At 69.2% G+C, this 17,164-nt stretch carries 12 protein-coding genes; 4 read left to right on the forward strand and 8 right to left on the reverse strand.

All coding sequences use genetic code 11. The features are described from left to right. Window positions 1-17 precede the first annotated feature (17 nt). Together AB0367_RS28730 and AB0367_RS28735 are read right to left on the reverse strand one after the other, a co-directional pair. Window positions 18-611, reverse strand: a complete 594-nt coding sequence (locus tag AB0367_RS28730) for a hypothetical protein (RefSeq protein WP_366229571.1) — start codon at window positions 609-611, stop codon at window positions 18-20. 11 nt (window positions 612-622) lie between these two features. Next, entirely contained in the window at window positions 623-1,063 is a 441-nt protein-coding gene (locus AB0367_RS28735; RefSeq protein ID WP_366229573.1) for a hypothetical protein, read from the reverse strand. Window positions 1,064-1,518: 455 nt separating this feature from the next. On the opposite strand from AB0367_RS28735, the gene AB0367_RS28740 reads away from it, so the two are divergent. The 4 genes from AB0367_RS28740 to AB0367_RS28755 all read left to right on the forward strand — a co-directional run bounded on the left by AB0367_RS28740 (window position 1,519) and on the right by AB0367_RS28755 (window position 10,203). Beyond that, a complete protein-coding gene (locus AB0367_RS28740; protein WP_366229574.1) occupies window positions 1,519-2,145 on the forward strand; it encodes a hypothetical protein in 627 nt (208 codons plus the stop codon). Continuing rightward, window positions 2,142-4,217: a flotillin family protein gene (locus AB0367_RS28745; protein ID WP_366229575.1), complete on the forward strand. Its 2,076-nt coding sequence runs from the start codon at window positions 2,142-2,144 to the stop codon at window positions 4,215-4,217. Before AB0367_RS28740 ends, AB0367_RS28745 begins: the two co-directional genes overlap by 4 nt. Beyond that, a complete protein-coding gene (locus AB0367_RS28750) occupies window positions 4,214-9,223 on the forward strand; it encodes a DNA repair ATPase (protein ID WP_366229576.1) in 5,010 nt (1,669 codons plus the stop codon). The genes AB0367_RS28745 and AB0367_RS28750 overlap by 4 nt, the downstream gene beginning before the upstream one ends. Before the next feature lie 101 nt (window positions 9,224-9,324). After that, window positions 9,325-10,203, forward strand: coding sequence for a hypothetical protein (locus AB0367_RS28755; RefSeq protein ID WP_366229577.1), 879 nt, complete (start codon window positions 9,325-9,327; stop codon window positions 10,201-10,203). Window positions 10,204-10,312: 109 nt separating this feature from the next. Here AB0367_RS28755 and AB0367_RS28760 read toward each other — a convergent pair whose 3' ends face one another. From AB0367_RS28760 to AB0367_RS28785, 6 genes are all read right to left on the reverse strand, one after another. Next, window positions 10,313-11,452: a hypothetical protein gene (locus tag AB0367_RS28760; protein ID WP_366229578.1), complete on the reverse strand. Its 1,140-nt coding sequence runs from the start codon at window positions 11,450-11,452 to the stop codon at window positions 10,313-10,315. Beyond that, window positions 11,449-11,931, reverse strand: coding sequence for a SigE family RNA polymerase sigma factor (locus tag AB0367_RS28765; RefSeq protein WP_366229579.1), 483 nt, complete (start codon window positions 11,929-11,931; stop codon window positions 11,449-11,451). The genes AB0367_RS28760 and AB0367_RS28765 overlap by 4 nt, the downstream gene beginning before the upstream one ends. Before the next feature lie 210 nt (window positions 11,932-12,141). Beyond that, window positions 12,142-14,952, reverse strand: coding sequence for an FAD-binding and (Fe-S)-binding domain-containing protein (locus AB0367_RS28770; RefSeq protein ID WP_366229580.1), 2,811 nt, complete (start codon window positions 14,950-14,952; stop codon window positions 12,142-12,144). Between the two features lie 10 nt (window positions 14,953-14,962). Then, window positions 14,963-15,877 (reverse strand): SMP-30/gluconolactonase/LRE family protein, encoded by a 915-nt coding sequence (locus AB0367_RS28775; RefSeq protein WP_366229581.1) that lies wholly within the window; start codon window positions 15,875-15,877, stop codon window positions 14,963-14,965. Further along, entirely contained in the window at window positions 15,874-16,182 is a 309-nt protein-coding gene (locus AB0367_RS28780) for an antibiotic biosynthesis monooxygenase (protein WP_366229582.1), read from the reverse strand. Before AB0367_RS28780 ends, AB0367_RS28775 begins: the two co-directional genes overlap by 4 nt. A 78-nt stretch (window positions 16,183-16,260) precedes the next feature. Continuing rightward, on the reverse strand, window positions 16,261-17,091 hold the full coding sequence (locus AB0367_RS28785; protein WP_366229583.1) for a ThuA domain-containing protein: 831 nt from the start codon (window positions 17,089-17,091) through the stop codon (window positions 16,261-16,263). Window positions 17,092-17,164: the final 73 nt, after the last annotated feature.

Genomic DNA, 17,164 nt, shown 5'->3' on the forward strand with positions numbered 1-17,164 from the left:
CGTACCGTCGATTTCTGTCAGGTGAGGACCGGGACAAGGCTGGCGGCGAAGGCCAGGTAGAACACGACCGCGACGGTGAGGGTCTTGGCGTTGAACTTCCCGGCTCCCAGCAGTCCCAGCAGGTAGACGATCGCGATCATGGTCGCGATCCCGGAGATCAGCAGGACGATGTCGAACCGCCACGGGGTGAACAGCAGACCCAGGCCGCTGGGCACAGTGGCCTGAATCATCATCGCGCCGGAGATGTTGGCCAACGCCAGGGACGTCTTGCCCTGCCGGACCCAGATGATGGCGTTCATGATCTCGGGCAGCTCGGTGGCGATCGGGGACAGCAGCAGCGCGGTCACCGCGGCCGGCAGCCCAAGCATCGGCCCGATGGTGTCGAGTTGGTGCACGAACAGCTGCGACGCGACGAAGATGACCGCGAGGGTGACCAGGGTCTGGGTGATCACCGCCCAGGTCGCCGGCGTCGCGCGACGTCGTTGCAGCAGCAGCGGCGCAAGCTCCTCACCGTCGCCGTGTTCGCCGCCGCCACGGATCTCACGCCAGAAGTACACGGCATAGGCGGCGAAGAACAGCAGCCCGAGCCACGGCTTGATCGCGAACGCCACCAGGCCGAGCGTCACCTTGACCGCGAAGATCGCCAGGAACCAGCGCTGGTCCCGGGCGAGCTTGCCAAGATCACCGACCTCATCGTGCGGCGGCGTCGCGGCCGCTGGTCCAGGTCCACGGTCACCAGGGCAGCGGCGTTGATGCGTAGGCGGCGGCGACGGGCCAGCATCATCCAGCCGGTCACGCCGTACGCGACGGTGGCGAGTACAAGGGGGCCGCCCATCGCAGCCCCGACACCGATGTCCTTCTGTGCACCGCTGGTGCCGAATACGACGGCCACGAACGTGACGACGCTTTCGGGCAGCGCCGTACCGAATGCGGCCAGGATCGTGCCGGCGGCGAGGGGTCCGACCTTCAGCCGCTGGCCGAGCCACTCGACGGCATTGACGAACCACTCGCACGCCAGGTAGATCGCCGCGGCGCAGGCGATGAGCAATACGAAATGGATCACGGGAGCCGGTTTTCCTCTCCGCGTCACACGCGGGAACCGAGCTCCCGGGGACTCCGGAGACCTCGACCCCGCGGCAACGCACACGTCACCATGGGTCGAAGGTCTCGTCCACCTCCAGTCGGAGGCCCGGCTACCGGGAACCCACCAAGGTTCCAGCATGTCGACAACCGGCGAAGGACTACTCCCCTTCAAGCCCGACCACCATAGCCCCTGGCCGGGCTGCTATTTAAGCCACCCCGGGGCTCGAAACCGCGGCTGGCCCCCTGTTTCATGCCGGTTTGTCCGGATTGTGTTGCGACCGGGAGACGAAGCAGAGTCTCGAAAATCCACTGTGGACAGTAACCACAGTGGATGGATTGCCTATCGGGAGCACCACATGAGCGCAGCGAGGATTAGTGGGTCTTGACGAAGCCTGTCACCATCTTTGCTAGCGAGTGAGGGGGATGAGCAGGCTGATGGGTGAGTTTCTCGATGTGGTCCTCGAGTTCCCTACCGTCCTGTTCACGTTCCTGCTCGTCGTCGTCATCGCGTACTGGCTGATCGTCGTCTTCGGCGGCGCCGACACCGAGTCGCTCGACGCCGATGTCGTCGACGGCGGTGCGGCCGGCGGCTTCGGGGGCTTCCTGGGCAGCGTTGGGCTGGGCGGAGTGCCGGCCACGGTTGGGCTGTCGGTGCTCGTGCTGGTCGCCTGGTTCGTCAGCCTGGCCGGCTCGACCGTCGTCGACGGGGCGCTGCTGCGCGTGGCCGTGCTGGTGGTCGCGCTGGTCGTCGCGTGGCTGGCGACCCGCTTGCTCGTGGTGCCGCTGCGGCGGCTCTTCCCGCAGACCAGCGGCGACTCGCGCACCGCGTTCGTCGGCCGCGGGTGCGTGATCCGCACCGGCACCGTCACCGACACGTTCGGCCAGGCCGAGGTGACCGCCGCCGACGGCTCCAGCGCGATCGTGCAGGTTCGCCAGACCGGCACCGACACCTTCACCGCGGGCAGCACGGCGGTGATCTACGAATACGACCGGGACGGCGAGTTCTTCTGGGTCGTTCCCGCACCTACTGATCCCACCCCCGGACAGAGAGAGCTTCTATGACTGCCATCACCACCGGCTTCCTCGTTGTGCTCGGCGTGGCCGTGCTCATCGTGGTCGGTGTGCTGTTCGCCGTCAGCCGGCTGTTCCGCAAGATCGAACAGGGCAAGGCGCTGATCATTTCCAAGGTCCGCAAGGTCGACGTCACGTTCACCGGTGCCGTCGTCCTGCCGGTCCTGCACAAGGCCGAGGTCATGGACATCTCGGTGAAGACGATCGAGATCGAACGGACCGGCCGGGAGGGGCTGATCTGCCGCGACAACATTCGTGCTGACATCCGGATCACGTTCTTCGTGCGGGTCAACAAGACCATCGAGGATGTCATCAAGGTGGCCCAGGCGATCGGCACGGTCCGGGCCAGCGACCAGGCGACCCTGCAGGAGTTGTTCAACGCGAAGTTCTCCGAGGCGCTCAAGACCGTGGGTAAGCAGCTGGACTTCGTCGATCTGTACACGAAACGCGACGAGTTCCGCGATCAGATCGTCCGGGTGATCGGCACCGATCTCAACGGGTACAGCCTCGAGGATGCCGCGATCGACTTCCTTGAGCAGACGCCGCTGCACAGCCTCGACAACGCCAACATCCTCGACGCGCAGGGCATCCGGAAGATCACCGAGCTGACCGCGATCGAGCATGTGCGGACCAACGAGTTCCGGCGTAACGAGGAGAAGGAGATCAAGCGCCAGGACGTCGACGCCCGCGAGGCGGTCCTTGAGCTGGAGCGCCGTCAGGCGGAGGCGGAGATCAAGCAGCAGCGGGAGGTCGCCACCCTGCGGGCGCGCGAGGAGGCGGAGACCGCCAGGGTCCGTGCCGAGGAGCGGCTCAAGTCGGCGAGCGCCGAGATCCGCACCGACGAGCAGGTCGGCGTCCAGCACGAGAACAAGCAGCGGGAGATCGCCGTCGCCGAGAAGAACCGCGAGCGGGTCATCGCGATCGAGTCGGAGCGCATCGAGAAGGACCGCATGCTGGAGGTCATCGCCCGGCAGCGGGAGACCGAGCTGAGCACGATCTCCAAGGACAAGGAGGTCGAGGCGGAGAAGCGGGCCATCGCCGAGGTGGTCCGGGAGCGGATCGCGGTCGAGCGTACCGTCGCCGAGCAGGAGGAGCAGATCAAGCGGCTCCGCGTCGTCGAGGAGGCCGAGCGCACCCGGCAGGCGGTTGTCATCCAGGCCGAGGCCGAGGCGCAGGAGAACCTGGTCAAGGACATCAAGGCGGCCGAGGCCGCCGAGCAGGCCGCGAAGTTCAAGGCCCGCGAGGAGCTGGTGCTCGCCGAGGCCCGGCAGCAGACCGCCGAGCTGGAGGCTCGCGCCAAGATCCGGCTGGCCGAGGGTGTGCAGGCTGAGGCGGCCGCGCCCGGCCTGGCCGACGTGCAGGTCCGTGAGCGCAACGCCGAGGCGATCGAGAAGATCGGCCGGGCCGAGGCGGCCGTCGAGCGGGAGAAGGCGATCGCGAAGGCGGAGACGATCGAGAAGGCCGGCCTCGCCGAGGCCGCGGTCGAGCGGGAGAAGGGTACCGCCCACGCCGACGCGCTGCGCGACAAGCTCAAGGGCGAGGCCGAAGGTCTCACCGAGAAGGCCGCCGCGCTCGCCGCGATGGACGAGGCGACCCGTGATCACGAGGAGTTCCGTCTGCGCCTGGAGATGGAGAAGGACGTCCGCCTCGCCGGCATCGACGTGCACCGGCAGGTCGCCGAGCAGCAGGCAATCGTCCTGGCGGCCGGCCTGGAGAAGGCGAACATCGACATCGTCGGCGGCGACAGTGTCTTCTTCGACAAGCTGCTCGGCTCGATCAGCCTCGGTAAGAGCGTCGACGGCTTCGTCCAGCACTCCGACGTCGTGCAGACCGTCGGCGCCTCCTACCTCAACGGCAACGGCGACCTGGCCCGCGATCTCGGGCGGGTGCTCGGCTCGATGAGCACCGCCGACGTGTCCAACCTGACGCTGTCGGCCTTCCTGGCCCAGCAGATGAAGCGCGGCGGCCCCGACCGGGACAAGCTGCGTGAGCTGCTCGACACCGCCCGTCAGCTCGGCATCGCCGACAAGCCGGTCGCGGCCCTGGCGGCGGCCGAGCAGTGACCGTCGACACGGCGGCGCCCGCCGCGGCGAGCCTGGACGTCGGCACCTACGAGGTGCTGCGCGACCGGCTCGCCGCGCAGGCGGCCGAGCTGACCCGCCGGGCCGAGGCCCTCAACGCGCGGCGGACCGAGGTGTTCGGCGGCAGCGAGCTGCGCCTGCTCGGCACGGAACGGATCCGCACGGAGCACAACTGCGTCCCGCGCGACATCGTGTCCGTCGGTGGGCTGATGCTGTTCGGGTACAACGTCTTCATCGGCCTCAAGCCGGAGACGACCGTCGACGATGTGTTCTCGCTGCACCGGTTCAGCCGGGACGGCGACGCGTTCCGGTTCGACGAGCCGTCCGCGGACGACGTGCCCGGCCTGCTGCGTGCCCCGCAGCTGCTGCGCGACTTCGGCGAGGTGTACAAGTACTACCGCGACACCCGGCTGCTGCAGCTGCGCCGGCTCGACGGGAAGCTTCTCGCCGTCTTCCAGACCGGTCCGCGCACCGACGACATCAAGGTGCTGCGCTGGACCGTGGACACCGGCAGGCCCAATGAGACCGGCAATGTGTCCTATGTGGACAACCGCGGTGAGCGCGACCATGTGTTCCCGCCGTCGCACGACTTCGAGTGGATCCCGGTCGGCCGGGAGCACCACGTCCTCGGCCGGCACCCGCACATCTCCATCGAGGACGTGGTGTTCGTCGAGACCGTCGGCGGTGACCTCACGGTCAAGGTGGAGAACAACACCGAGACGGGCGAGGGCGTCTACTGCGAGCCGGTCGACGAGCCGCTGCAGAGCCTCGCCGACGCTGATGTCAGCTACGCCCGTGTCGGTCCGCTCGTCCTGCTGCGCATCCGCCCGTACAAGGAAACGGTCTTCAGGTTTCTGGTGTTCAACACCCGGACCCGGGCGGTCGTGCGGCTCGATGGGATCGGGCAGGGCTGCCAGCGCCTGCCGGAGGACCAAGGCCTGATCTTCCCGGGCGGCTACTACCTGGCCACCGGCGTCGCGCGGACGTTCGACACCGACGTGGCCGACCTCGAGTTCGAGCGCGTCATCCGGTCCACCAACGGTGAGGACGTGCTCTACGTCTTCCATGCCCGCGCCGACGGGCGGTCGCTGCTGCTGCCGTACAACGTGATCCGCAAGGCGGTCGAGAACCCGTTCGTCTGTCACGGCTACTCCCTGTTCGACGACGGGACGCTGGTGGTGTTCCGGGCCATGTCCGAGGAGCCGACCCGGGTCCACACGATGCAGGTGTGGCAGACGCCGTACCTGTCGGACACGTACGCCGCGGCGCAGCCGATCGGGACCGGGCCGCTGGACCGGGTGGGCAACGCCGACCTGGTCCGTGGCATCTCCGACTGCCTGTCGGTGGCCCGGATGGTCGCGGACATGGGCCCGTCCGCGGCGGTCTTCGAGGCGATCATCGCCGCGTGTGTCCGCGCGTTCGACCACTACCACTGGCTCGGTGAGCCGGAGCTGGGCGACCTGCGCGGTCCGCTCGCCGAGCTGCGCGGCACAGCCGAGCAGGTCCTCGCCGAGTTCGAGAAGGTGCAGGCGCTCACCGAGCAGGCGGCCGGCGCCCTCGGCGAGGCGGCCGGGCGGATCGAGTCGCTGATCCGCCGCTCTCAGGGCGAGCCGCCGGTCGACACCGACGGCTGGGTGCGTCTGCTCGCCGACCTCCGCCACGCGCAGGGTTCTCTCGTCCCGCTGCGCGATCTGCGCTATGTGGACACCGACCGGATCGCCGCCCTGCAGACGCGGCTCGGCGAGGAGCTCGTGGCCGCCGCCAAGCGGGCGGTGACGTTCCTGCGACGCGACGACGCTTTCGCCGGCTACCTCGCCGATGTGCGGCGCCTGGCCGTGGACGCCGAGGCGATCCGTACCGTGGCCGAGGCCGCGCCGGTCGGCGAGCGGCTGGCCGCGCAGGCCGCGGGGCTGCAGGTCGTGACGGAGGTGGTCGGCTCCCTCGAGATCGCCGACGCCACCGTCCGCGTCGGCATCCTGGACCGGATCAGCGAGGTGCTCGGTGGCGTCAACCGGGCCCGGGCCACCCTCGGCGCCCGTCGCCGCGAGCTGCTCGCGGTCGAGGGCCGGGCCGAGTTCGCGGCCGAGTTCACGCTGCTCGGGCAGGCGGTCACCGGCGCGCTCGCGGTCGCGGACACGCCGGAGCGTTGCGACGAGCAGCTGGGCCGGCTCATGCTGCAGCTGGAGAATCTCGAGTCCCGCTTCGGCGACTTCGACGACTTCCTCGCTCAGCTCGGGGACAAGCGGACCGACGTCTACGAGGCGTTCTCTTCCCGCAAGCAGGCGCTGCTCGACGAGCGGGCCCGCCGCGCCGACCGGCTCGTCGAGTCCGCGGAACGGATCCTCGCCGGTATCGGGCGCCGGGTCGGCACGATGAGCGCACCCGACGACGTCAACACGTACTTCGCCTCCGACCCGATGGTCGTGAAGCTGCGCGGCGTCGCCGGCGAGCTGCGCGATCTTGGCGACCAGGTCCGCGCCGAGGAGCTGGAGGGCCGGGTCAAGGCGGCTCGGCTCGAGGCCGGCCGGGTGCTGCGCGACCGGCTCGACCTGTTCGGTGGTTCAGCCGACGTCATCCGCCTCGGCCGGCATCAGTTCGCCGTCAACACGCAGGCGATCGACCTCACGCTCGTGCCGCACGGCGATGCGCTGGCGTTCACCGTGACGGCGACCGACTACCGCGCGCCGGTCGACGACCCGGTGATCACCGCCGCCCGTCCCTTCTGGGGACAGCTGCTGGTGTCAGAGGCACCTGACGTGTACCGCGCGGAGCACCTGGCCTGCGTGGTGCTCGATGCCGCGTCGGCCGGACAGTCCATTTCGGATGGCCCGGTCCTCACGCTGGACGCGCTCCACCAGGCCGCGGCCATCGACGGCGGCCTCCGCGAACTTGTGCGGGGCGTCGCCGACAGTCGTTATGCCGAGGGGTACGAGCGGGGCGTCCACGATCACGACGCGGCCCTCGTCCTCGACGCGCTGCTGCGGCTGCACGCCGGTGCCGGTCTGCTGCGCTACCCGGCGGCGGACCGGGCGGCGGCGCAACTGTTCTGGACGTTCGGCGCCGACGACGAGGCCAAGGCGGCCTGGACTCGGCGGGCGCGGTCGCTCGCCCGGGCACGGACCGCGTTCGGCCGCTCGGACGCGGTGGGTCAGCTGTGCGCCGAGCTGCAGGCGGCGGTGGCCGCGTTCGCCCCGGCGGACGGGTCGGCCGGGGTCGCTGGGGAGTACCTGTTCGAGGAGCTGAGCGGCGCGCCGTTCGGGTTTGTCACCAGCGCCGGCGTGCGGACGTTTCTCGATCGATTCTGGCGTGCCCTCGGCGGCCCGAACGCGAGCTCCACCCGCGAGTTCAACGAGGACCTGCGCGCCCTCGACGGTGATCTCGTCGCGCGCCGCCAGCTCGTCCACGCGTGGCTCACCTCGTTCGCCGGCACCGTCGACAGTCCTGGCGACGGTGACCTGGAAGAGGCGGTCGCGATCGTGCTCTGTGGTGGCGACGTGCCGCGCCACGAGTCCTCCGCTGCCCTCACCGAGACGGTCGGCGGCCTGCTCGGCGCCCATCCGCGGATCGTCGGCCGCCGGATGGAGGTGCGCCTCGACGAGGTGCTCGCCCGCACCCGCCGGTTCCGTCTCGAGCGGGTTCCGGCCTTCCGCGAGTACCAGCGGCACCGCAACGAGCTGGCCACCCGCGAACGCGAGCGGCTGCGGCTCGACGAGTACAAGCCGAAGGTGATGAGCGCGTTCGTGCGCAACCGGCTGCTCGATGAGGTGTACCTGCCGCTCATCGGGGACAACCTGGCCCGGCAGCTGGGCGCGGTGGGCGATGCGAAGCGGGCCGACCAGATGGGCCTGCTGCTGCTCATCTCGCCGCCCGGCTATGGCAAGACGACGCTGATGGAGTATGTCGCCAGCCGGCTGGGGCTGGTGTTCGTCAAGGTGAACGGTCCGTCGCTCGGGCACCTGGTGACGTCGGTCGACCCGGCGGAGGCGCCGAACGCGACCGCCCGCCAGGAGGTCGAGAAGATCAACTTTGCGCTCGAAATGGGCAACAACGTCCTGCTGTACCTCGACGACATCCAGCACACGTCGCCGGAGCTGCTGCAGAAGTTCATCTCCCTGTGCGACGCCCAGCGCCGCATGGAGGGCGTCTGGAGCGGCCGGACCCGCACGTATGACCTGCGCGGCAAGCGGTTCGCGGTGTGCATGGCGGGCAACCCGTACACCGAGTCAGGACAGCGCTTCCGGATCCCCGACATGCTGGCGAACCGCGCCGACGTGTGGAACCTCGGCGACGTCCTGACCGGCAAGGACGAGCTGTTCGCGCTCAGCTACATCGAGAACGCGCTGACCTCCAACGCCATCCTCGCCCCGCTGTCCACCCGCGACCGCGGCGACGTCGAGCTACTGGTCCGGCTGGCCCGGGGCGACGACACCGTGCGACCGGACCAGCTCACCCACCCGTACTCGGCGGTCGAGGTGGACCAGATGCTGGCTGTGCTCCGCAAGCTGCTGCGGGTGCAGGAAGTGGTGCTGGCGAACAACCGCGCGTACATCGCGTCCGCGGCGCAGGCCGACGCTTCGCGTACCGAGCCGCCGTTCCTGCTGCAGGGCTCGTACCGCAACATGAACAAGCTCGCCGAGCGGGTCGTGCCGGTCATGAACGACGCCGAGCTGGAGGCCGCCATCGACGACCACTACGTCGGCGAGGCGCAGACGCTCACCGCCGGCGCCGAGGCGAACCTGCTCAAGCTGGCCGAGCTTCGCGGCCGGATGACGCCCGAGCAGACGGCGCGGTGGGCTGAGGTCAAGGCCGCGTACCTGCGGGCGCGGGCGCTCGGCGGTGACGGGGACGACCCGATGAGCCGGGCGGTCGGCGCGGTCGGGCTGCTCGCGGACCGGGTCGGCGCGGTGGAGGCGGCGATCGACCGGGCGGCCGCGACAACCCGGCGTCCCGGCCCTGCGACGGCGGGGCCGGATCACACAACCTCGTAGAAGGGGTGTCGGCGCGTTCGTCATGACCGGCGCCGAGACAGCCCTGCTCACCACGCAATGCGCACGGCGGGCAGCTGGCGGGAGGTCGTTATCGTTGGTCGATGCCACGGACCTCCCGCCGGCTGACGTTCTCGGCCCCCGGCCACCAGGCGCGCGGCCGCATACTGGACGCCGCGAAGGCCCGCGACACATCCGAGCTCTGGTCCGTCATCGATCCGAACTGCCTGCAGCGGTCCTCGAGAATGCGAGTGCAGATGCCGACGAAATCCGCGCCGTCGTCTACGCAGAGCCGCACCGGCCTGTTGGTACGCGTCCTCCTGCTGGGAGCCGGGCTCGGACTGACCGCGTTCTTGGGCGACTACGTCGCCGGGGATACCGGCCAGTTCCTGACCGTCGTATTCAGCGGCGCCGCGTGGGGGTGTTGCGCGCTCGTCGCCGGCTACTTCGCCGTCGCGTGGACCCGGGCGGCGGTCACGGGCGCTGCGGCGCTGGTGGTCGCCACGCTGGTGTACTACACACTCATCCTCGTCATCAGCCGCCGCTGGCAGGGCGGCGTGACCGAGGACGGCGGGTCGGCCGACCTGGCGGGCCTGGCCTCGATCGCCCGCGCGACAGCGTTCTGGCTTGCCGCCTCGATCTGCGGCGGTGCGCTCCTCGGCGTGCTCGGCCACCTCGCGCGCACCGGCGACACCTTCCTGTCGGCGTTATGCGCCGGCACCGGCTGGGCGCTGCTCGCGGGACAGGGCCTCTATCTTTTGCTGTTTGCGCCTGGCTGGCTGATTGCCGATATGTTCGGCCACTTTCTGTTCTTCTCTGCGGTATTCAACGTCGTACTGGCCTCCGTCGTTGTCTGCACGCTGTACGCGCGGAGAGCGGCACGCCGGTCGTGGCCGGTCGTTGCCGCGGCGGCATTCGGCGTGAGCGTGGTGAGCGTGGCACTCTGGGGCGTGGTGGAAGGGGTGCGCACCTCAGCGCTGTAGGCAGCGGTGTCCACCGGCATGCAGCATGGCGGCCGCTCGGGGGCCTCGGGCCGGCGGTCGACTGGGCCGGGGCCACCACCCCGGCCATGCCGACGTGGTCGCTGGGCCGCTACGGAACGTCGGTGGTCTGCAGGACGTCGGCCATCGGGTACACCTGGCTGCCGGGCTTGGGCAGGTCGACCCAGGCGACTCGCAGCGCGGTGCCGCGCCAGGCCATGCCCACGATGCCCACGATGCCCGACCGTGACGTAGGCGAGAGCAGCCTGTGCGTCGTCACGCCGGTAGCCACGTTCACGACGTCGAACGAGTCAGGATTGGCGGCCGTACCCCTGAGCGCGACGGCGAGCAGCCGACCGTCGGCGGACACCCGGACCCGGTCCGCTGTAGGGCAGTGCCATCGGTTGACGTCGAAGTGCACGGTGCGGATCGGCTTGCCGGTATCGGCCGAGGAGATCCGCAGGTCGCAGACGGTCTGCGGGGTGGTGAGCAGCAGTCCGCTCTGGATCGAGAGGTTGTTCACGTCCCAGGCGGGGAGGGGGTCGAGCGCGGTGAGCCGTTCCTCTTTGCCGCTGGCCAGATCGTGCCGCATGATCCGGCCCGGTGTGCGGTAGAGATAGGCAGCGGTGGCGGTCGCGCCGATGAGCTGGACGTCCTGGCCCTGCACGCGCACCTCGCGGGTGAGCGCCACGGCGCCGCCGGGCGCGAGCACGACGAGGCGCATCGCCACGCCGGTGCCGTTGACGCCGTCCTGGCGCTGCACGCGGGGCTGGAGGTCCTTGCTGCCCAGCAGGACAGTGCGGCCGTCGTCGAGCGCCACGCGCTGGCGCGGCCCGTCGATGAGGTCTGGCAGAGCAGCTGCAATGATCTTGCCGTCCGGTGAGAACTCGAGCAGGCCAGGGGGCGGCTGATAGCCCAGTGGGTTCTGGTTGTCGCCGGCGTTGAACATCGCCCAGCCGGGCTCCAGAGGGAGCCGTTGGCCTAATGCCGCCGCCGTCTCGGTCGCGGCCGGCGTGGGCGGGGCGGCCGTCGTGATTGGCGGGATCGCCGGTGGAGCCGGGTGCGAGGAGAGGGCGCGCTCAGCCAGTACCGTTCCCGATGCAGTGACGGCGACCGCGATGGTGGCCGCGGTGGCCACGGACCGCAGCCGGCGGCGGTGATGGCGGCGCAGGACCACCTGTAGGTCTGGCGCGCTGGGCGGCACGGCGTCGGCGGCCCGGTGCAGTGTCCGGACCAGGTCGTCGGGTGTCATGTGTGCTCCTCACCGAGCGTGCGGCGCAACTCGGCGAGGCCGCGCGCCATGCGGCTCTTGACGGTTCCCTCGGCGATGCCCAGCACCGCTGCGGTCTCCACAGTGGATAGATCCAGCAGCACGCGGCACACGATGACGGTGCGCTGTGGCAGCGGGAGGTGGTGCAGCGCGGCGATCGCCTGCTGATGCCCGGGATCCTCGCGAGCTGGATGGAGGTCGTCGGCGGCCGGCAACGGGCGCTCCCGGCGAACCTTGCGCCACCAGGACGTGGCCCAGTTCATTCCGACTCGGAACGTCCATCCGCCCGGGCTGTCGTGGTCGCGGACCTGGCTCCAGCGCGCATAGGCACGGGCCATCGCTTCGTCGGCCGCTTCGCGAGCCAGCTGCGGATTGCCGAGGGCTACGGCGAGCGCGCGGTAGAGCCGATCGGCCTCGGAGCGGTAGAACGCCTCGAAGTCGGTCGTTCGCCGGCCTGTCATCAGGGATGTCCCCACAGCACGTACACGCATCGAGGCGGCCCGGCGTTCCCTCGGCGCTCAAAAATACTTTCCGGGGTGTGCGCTGGATCCGCACACCGTCCTGGCCGCAGCTCGCAAGTCGTCAGCCTCGGCGGTGACCGTCACCCCGGGCCGCAGTCGCCGAACGAGCTTGAAACGAACGCGATCGGGCAGGTCACTCCCGGGCTGCAGCTACTTGGCGCCGACGGCCTGCGCCATCAGCTCCAGCAGATGCTGGAAGTCGCGCCCGGTGGCCCGCGACAAAGCGATCTCGCAGGTTCGGTTGACCGACGCGCACCGGCCATCGAGGTCGCGGAGCTGGGCGGCTTGCGACGCCAGCGCCGACGCGCTCAGCTCTGGATGCAACAGGCCTCGGTCGCCGGCGAACCCACAGCAGCCCCAGTCATCGGCGACCACCACCTCATGTGCGATGGCCTCGGCGATGCGATGCATCGACGAGGTGGAGCCCAGGCGCGTCGACGAGCAGGTCGGATGCAGCACGATCCGTGGGTGCCTGGTCAGCACGGTGACGTTGGGCAGGATCTGTTCGGCGGCGAACTCGACGGCATCGACGACCCGCAGCTGCGGCAGGTCCGACAGCAGGCCTTCGAGTCCCTCGGTGCACGAGGAGGCGTCCGTCACCACCGGTAGGCGGCCGCCTTCTGAGGCCCGCAATATGGCCTCTGTACTGCGGCGCTTCATCTCGGCATATCCTCGGTCGAACCCTTTGGACTTCCACGGCGTGCCGCAGCACAACGAGTTGATCGCCTCGACGGTGCGGATCTCCAGGTCAGCTTGGCGGCAGAGCGACACAAACGCGTCCTGGACTCCGTTACCGCCGGGCGCCGGGGCGAACATCGTGGACAGGCAGCTCGGGAAGTAGACCGCGACCGGCCGGTCGGTGCTCAGTTCGGGGCGCCGGGTACCGCCGGCGGGCAGATCCGGGGACCACAGTGGAACGTTGTCCTTGCCCGCGACCTTGCGGGCGATCCGGGTGGCGGTAGCCGGCAGCGCGGGTGGCAACGCGGCCGCGGCCGACAACGCGGCCGCTGATCCGCGGGTGAAACCCTCCCAATGCCGTGCCAGGGAGGTCCACGCGCGCTGCGACGCCGGCCCGTGCTGGTCGGATCGCAGCCGGCGGATCAGGTCACCGGTGTTGATGTTCACCGGGCATAGGGTCTGACACATGCCGTCGACCGCGCATGTCTGTTTCGCTTCGTATTCGTACTCCTGCTCCAGCTGGTCGGCCAGCGCCGCGTCGCCGGCGGCTCGCGCGCGGGCGACCTCGCGTCGCAGGACGATGCGCTGACGCGGTGTCGTGGTCAAGGCCCGGCTCGGGCAGACGGGCTCGCAGTATCCGCATTCCACGCATCGATCCGCCTCGGGTTCGATGGTCGGTGTGGACTTCAGATGCCGTAGGTGCAGGTCCGGGTCATCGGTGATCAGCACGCCCGGATTCAGGATGCCCTGCGGGTCGAGCAGGTGTTTGACCTCGGTCATCACCTCGTACAGCTCGTCGCCGTACTGACGTCGTACGAACGGGGCCATGATCCGGCCAGTGCCGTGCTCGGCTTTGAGTGTGCCTCCGTTGCCGAGCACCAGATCGACCATTTCCTCAGTGAACTGCCGGTAGCGATCCAGACTCGCCTGCTGTTCGAACCACTCGTTCAGCAGGAAGTGGACATTGCCGTCCTTCGCGTGCCCGAAGATCACCGAGTCCTGGTACTCGAACCGCTCGAACAGCCGGGTCAGCTCGGTGCAGGTCTCCCCGAGCCGATCGACCGGGACCGCGACGTCCTCCAGCAGGGCCGTGCTGCCCGAGGGGCGGGCCCCGGCTACCGCGGCATACAGCCCCTTGCGGATCCGCCAGAGCGACCCCCGGACCGTCGGGTCGGAACTGAGCAGGCCGTCGTTGAGGCCGAGACTCCTCAGCTGCCCGGACGTCGCCTCAAGCCGGTGCTGCAGGTCCGGGGCGCTGTGCTCCTGGAGTTCCACCAGCAGGGCGGCATGTTGGTCGACGTCGAGCGCTCGCAGCTGCGGTGGTGCGTTCGCATCGCGCTGGGCCACTCGCAGGCTCGTGGCATCCAGCAACTCGATGGCCGCGAATCCGGCTGCCGCCAGGTCCGGGACTGCCGCGGTCGCCGTTGCCAGGTCGTTCAGAAGGAGCAGTCCGGTGGCGTTGTGGGTGGCCACCGGCACAGTCCGGAATGTCGCTTCGGCAATGAACGCCAGCGAGCCCTCGCTGCCGACGACCAGGTGCAGCAGGATGTCCAGCGGGCGGCTGTAGTCGAGGAAGCTGTTGACTCCGTAGCCCATCGTGTTCTTGATCGCGAACTGCCGTTGGATCGTCGCCACTGACTGTGGGCTACCCAGGACTCGATCCCGCAGCCGGCTCAGCCCTTCATGGATTCGGGGCTCGAGCGATCGCAGGCGTTCCTCGGCGTCGGCCTGGCCGGTGTCCAAGATCGTGCCGCTGGCCAGCACGAGCACCGCGGACTCCAGGGTTCGGTAGGCGTTGGACTCAACGCCACAGGCCATCCCGCTGGAGTTGTTGGCGATCACTCCCCCGATGGTGCACGCCGCCTCACTGGCCGGATCGGGACCCAGCTTGCGTGCGAACCGTGCGAGCCTGGTGTTGACGGCCCGCACCGTCGCACCCGGTTGGACTCGTACGCGCGCGCCTTGGTCCAGTACCTCGATCGAACCGAAGTTCCGGCGGGTGTCGACCAGAACCCCGTCGCTGACCCCCTGCCCGGACAAGCTGGTTCCGCCGGAGCGGAAGGTCAGCGCGAGGCCCGCCTCAGCGGCGGTCCGAACCAGCGTGGCGATGTCGCCGCCGTTGCGCGCGTACACCACGGCCTGGGGTGTCAGGAGGTAGTGAGACGCGTCGTGGGCGTACCCCAACCGGTCGGAGGCGCGCGAGGCGACTTGGCCGGGCAGCGCGCCCTCCAGGAGTGCGAGCAGGTCGGGGTCGGGGTTCAGATCGGCGGGGCGTCGGCTCACGGGGTCACACCTACGCCCCCGCGGCGGCGGGGTGCCGCAGTCCTGTGCCCCGCACGCTCGTGCGAATGCGGTAGAGCGAGGTCGAGGCACACAAGAAGAGGTCCCTGCCGTCCGCCCCGCCCCATGCGAGGTTGCCGACGGTCTCGGGCACCTGCAGGACGCCGAGGCGCTTGCCAAGCTCGTCGAACACCCAGACGCCGCCGGGGCCGGTGACCCAGATGTTGCCGCGGTTGTCGCACTTCATCCCGTCCGGAACGCCACGGGCCGGGTCGCCGTCACCGATCTCATCGGCGAACACGCGGGCTGGGCCGAGCGAGCCGTCCGGCGCCACGTCGAACACCTTGATCTCCGCGCGTGGCGTGTCGTTGATGTACAGCAGGCTGTCGTCGGGTGAGAAGCACAGCCCGTTCGGCTGCTCGAACTCTTCGGCCGCAGTGGCCAGCGACAGCGCGCCGTCAGCGTCGATACGGAATACGCCTTGAAACGACAGGTCCTGCTCGCGCTCGATCCCGAACCCCGGGACCCGGCCGTAGATGGGATCGCTGAAGTAGATGTCGCCCCGCGGCCCGACGACCACATCGTTCGGGCTGTTCAGCTCGTGGCCGTTCCAGCGATCGGCCAGGACGGCGGCCGACCCGTCCGTCCGCTCCAGCATCAGCCGGCTGGTGGCGTGTTCGCAGACGACCAGGTTCCCGTCCGAGTCGTAGGCTAGGCCGTTGCCTTTGTTGCTCGGGTGGCGCACCACGCTCACCCCGTGTTCCTCGGACCAGGACCGCCGGGTGTCGCCGGGCATGTCGCTGAAGTAGAGCCGCTGCTCCTGTGGCTGCCAGACCGGTCCCTCGGTGAACGCGAATCCGGTTGCCAGCCGTTCGAGCTCAGCGCCGCGGGCCAGCAGGACGTCGAAGCTTCCAGCCGAGTTCGTCACTGTGCGTCACCATTTCCGGTGCCGACCTCGTCGAACAGCGCCGTCGAGAAGCTTGCGATGCTCTCCACGATCGCGTCCCATGCCGGTCCGTGCTCCTGGCTGGCGACCCACTTCTGGCGCAGTTCCTCGGTTTCGAACTCCAGGCTGATGCGATAGTTGGACTCGCCGTCGGCCGGGGCCAGCAGCCTGACGCTTCTGAAGCCCTCCTGGATCGATACCGCCGGCACGAAGCTCTGCTGGAAAGCACGCACGAGCGGCTCGGCGTGGTCGGGTTCGAGTACCAGGTCGATGTGCAGTGTCGTCATTGAGGTTCCCTTCTCTTGGATCATCTGTAGCACTGCCAATGGTGGGTGCGGCCGCGAACGGCCGCACCCACCATCAGGTCAGATCTCCCGCAGCAGCCACCTGATCGCGTTCGACCAGAAGGTCAGCGTCTGCGGCTTCCACAGCGCGTCGAGGTTGTGACCGACGGAGTTGTGCACCACTCGCCCGCGTCCGTACGGGAATGCCCATGCCTGAGTCGACCGGGCCAGGCGGCGCCCGGTGTCGGTGACGTAGGGGATCCCGTCGATGTTCTCGCCCTCCATCAGGATGTACTTCGGGTCACCGTCGTAGAGCGTGAAGTGCTGCTCGTCGGTCACGATGTAGTCGGTGACGCCCCGCATGATGGGGTGCTGCGCCTGTTCCCGCTTGACCAGCACCTTCCAGGGACGCATCGGCGGGTGTCCGTCGTACATGCCGCCGGCCACCTCGCGGTAGTCCTTGGAGTAGAGCGCGACGTGGCAGTTGTTGTGCGCCGCGAACAGGCCACCGCCGCCGGCCACCCACTCCTTGACGGCCTGACCGAATGCGTCGGTGACCCAAGGCTTGTTCACCAGGGGGGCTTGCGGCGCCATCATCGAGGTGGTGTACGGCCAGGCGTCCGGTCCCACGTATCCGCCGGGGTAGTTGGTGCCGTCGCGGAAGCCCAGGAAGACCTTGTAGTTGGCCAGCCGGTCCAGGATCGCCTTCTTGTTCTGGAATTCCTCGTAGGCGATCGTGTAGTGGAAACCGAGGTTCATCTCGGCGAAGAGCCGGTTGAGGTGGGTGTGAATGTAGTCCGCATTGTGCACGCGGTCACCGATCAGGGCGAGCACCGGGACCTTCTTGTTCCCCTGGTTGCCCTGGTTGCCCTGCCCCTGGTTGCCCTGGTTCCCCTGGTTCCCGTGCGCCATGGCGGGAGTGGCGCCTAAGGCCGTGGCCGCGAGGGCACCGGCGGAGACCACGCCCGAAGCCTTGACGAACTTA

The sequence above is a fragment of the Dactylosporangium sp. NPDC051484 genome, assembly GCF_040689395.1.
Lineage (GTDB): Bacteria > Actinomycetota > Actinomycetes > Mycobacteriales > Micromonosporaceae > Dactylosporangium.

What these genes read in the sequence shown, in the direction of transcription:
- AB0367_RS28780 (WP_366229582.1), bottom strand. Translation starts at nt 16,182, where the DNA reads ATGACGACACTGCACATCGACCTGGTACTCGAACCCGACCACGCCGAG.
- AB0367_RS28745 (WP_366229575.1), top strand. Translation starts at nt 2,142, where the DNA reads ATGACTGCCATCACCACCGGCTTCCTCGTTGTGCTCGGCGTGGCCGTG.
- AB0367_RS28755 (WP_366229577.1), top strand. Translation starts at nt 9,325, where the DNA reads ATGCCACGGACCTCCCGCCGGCTGACGTTCTCGGCCCCCGGCCACCAG.
- AB0367_RS28740 (WP_366229574.1), top strand. Translation starts at nt 1,519, where the DNA reads ATGGGTGAGTTTCTCGATGTGGTCCTCGAGTTCCCTACCGTCCTGTTC.
- AB0367_RS28785 (WP_366229583.1), bottom strand. Translation starts at nt 17,091, where the DNA reads ATGGCGCACGGGAACCAGGGGAACCAGGGCAACCAGGGGCAGGGCAAC.
- AB0367_RS28765 (WP_366229579.1), bottom strand. Translation starts at nt 11,931, where the DNA reads ATGACAGGCCGGCGAACGACCGACTTCGAGGCGTTCTACCGCTCCGAG.
- AB0367_RS28760 (WP_366229578.1), bottom strand. Translation starts at nt 11,452, where the DNA reads ATGACACCCGACGACCTGGTCCGGACACTGCACCGGGCCGCCGACGCC.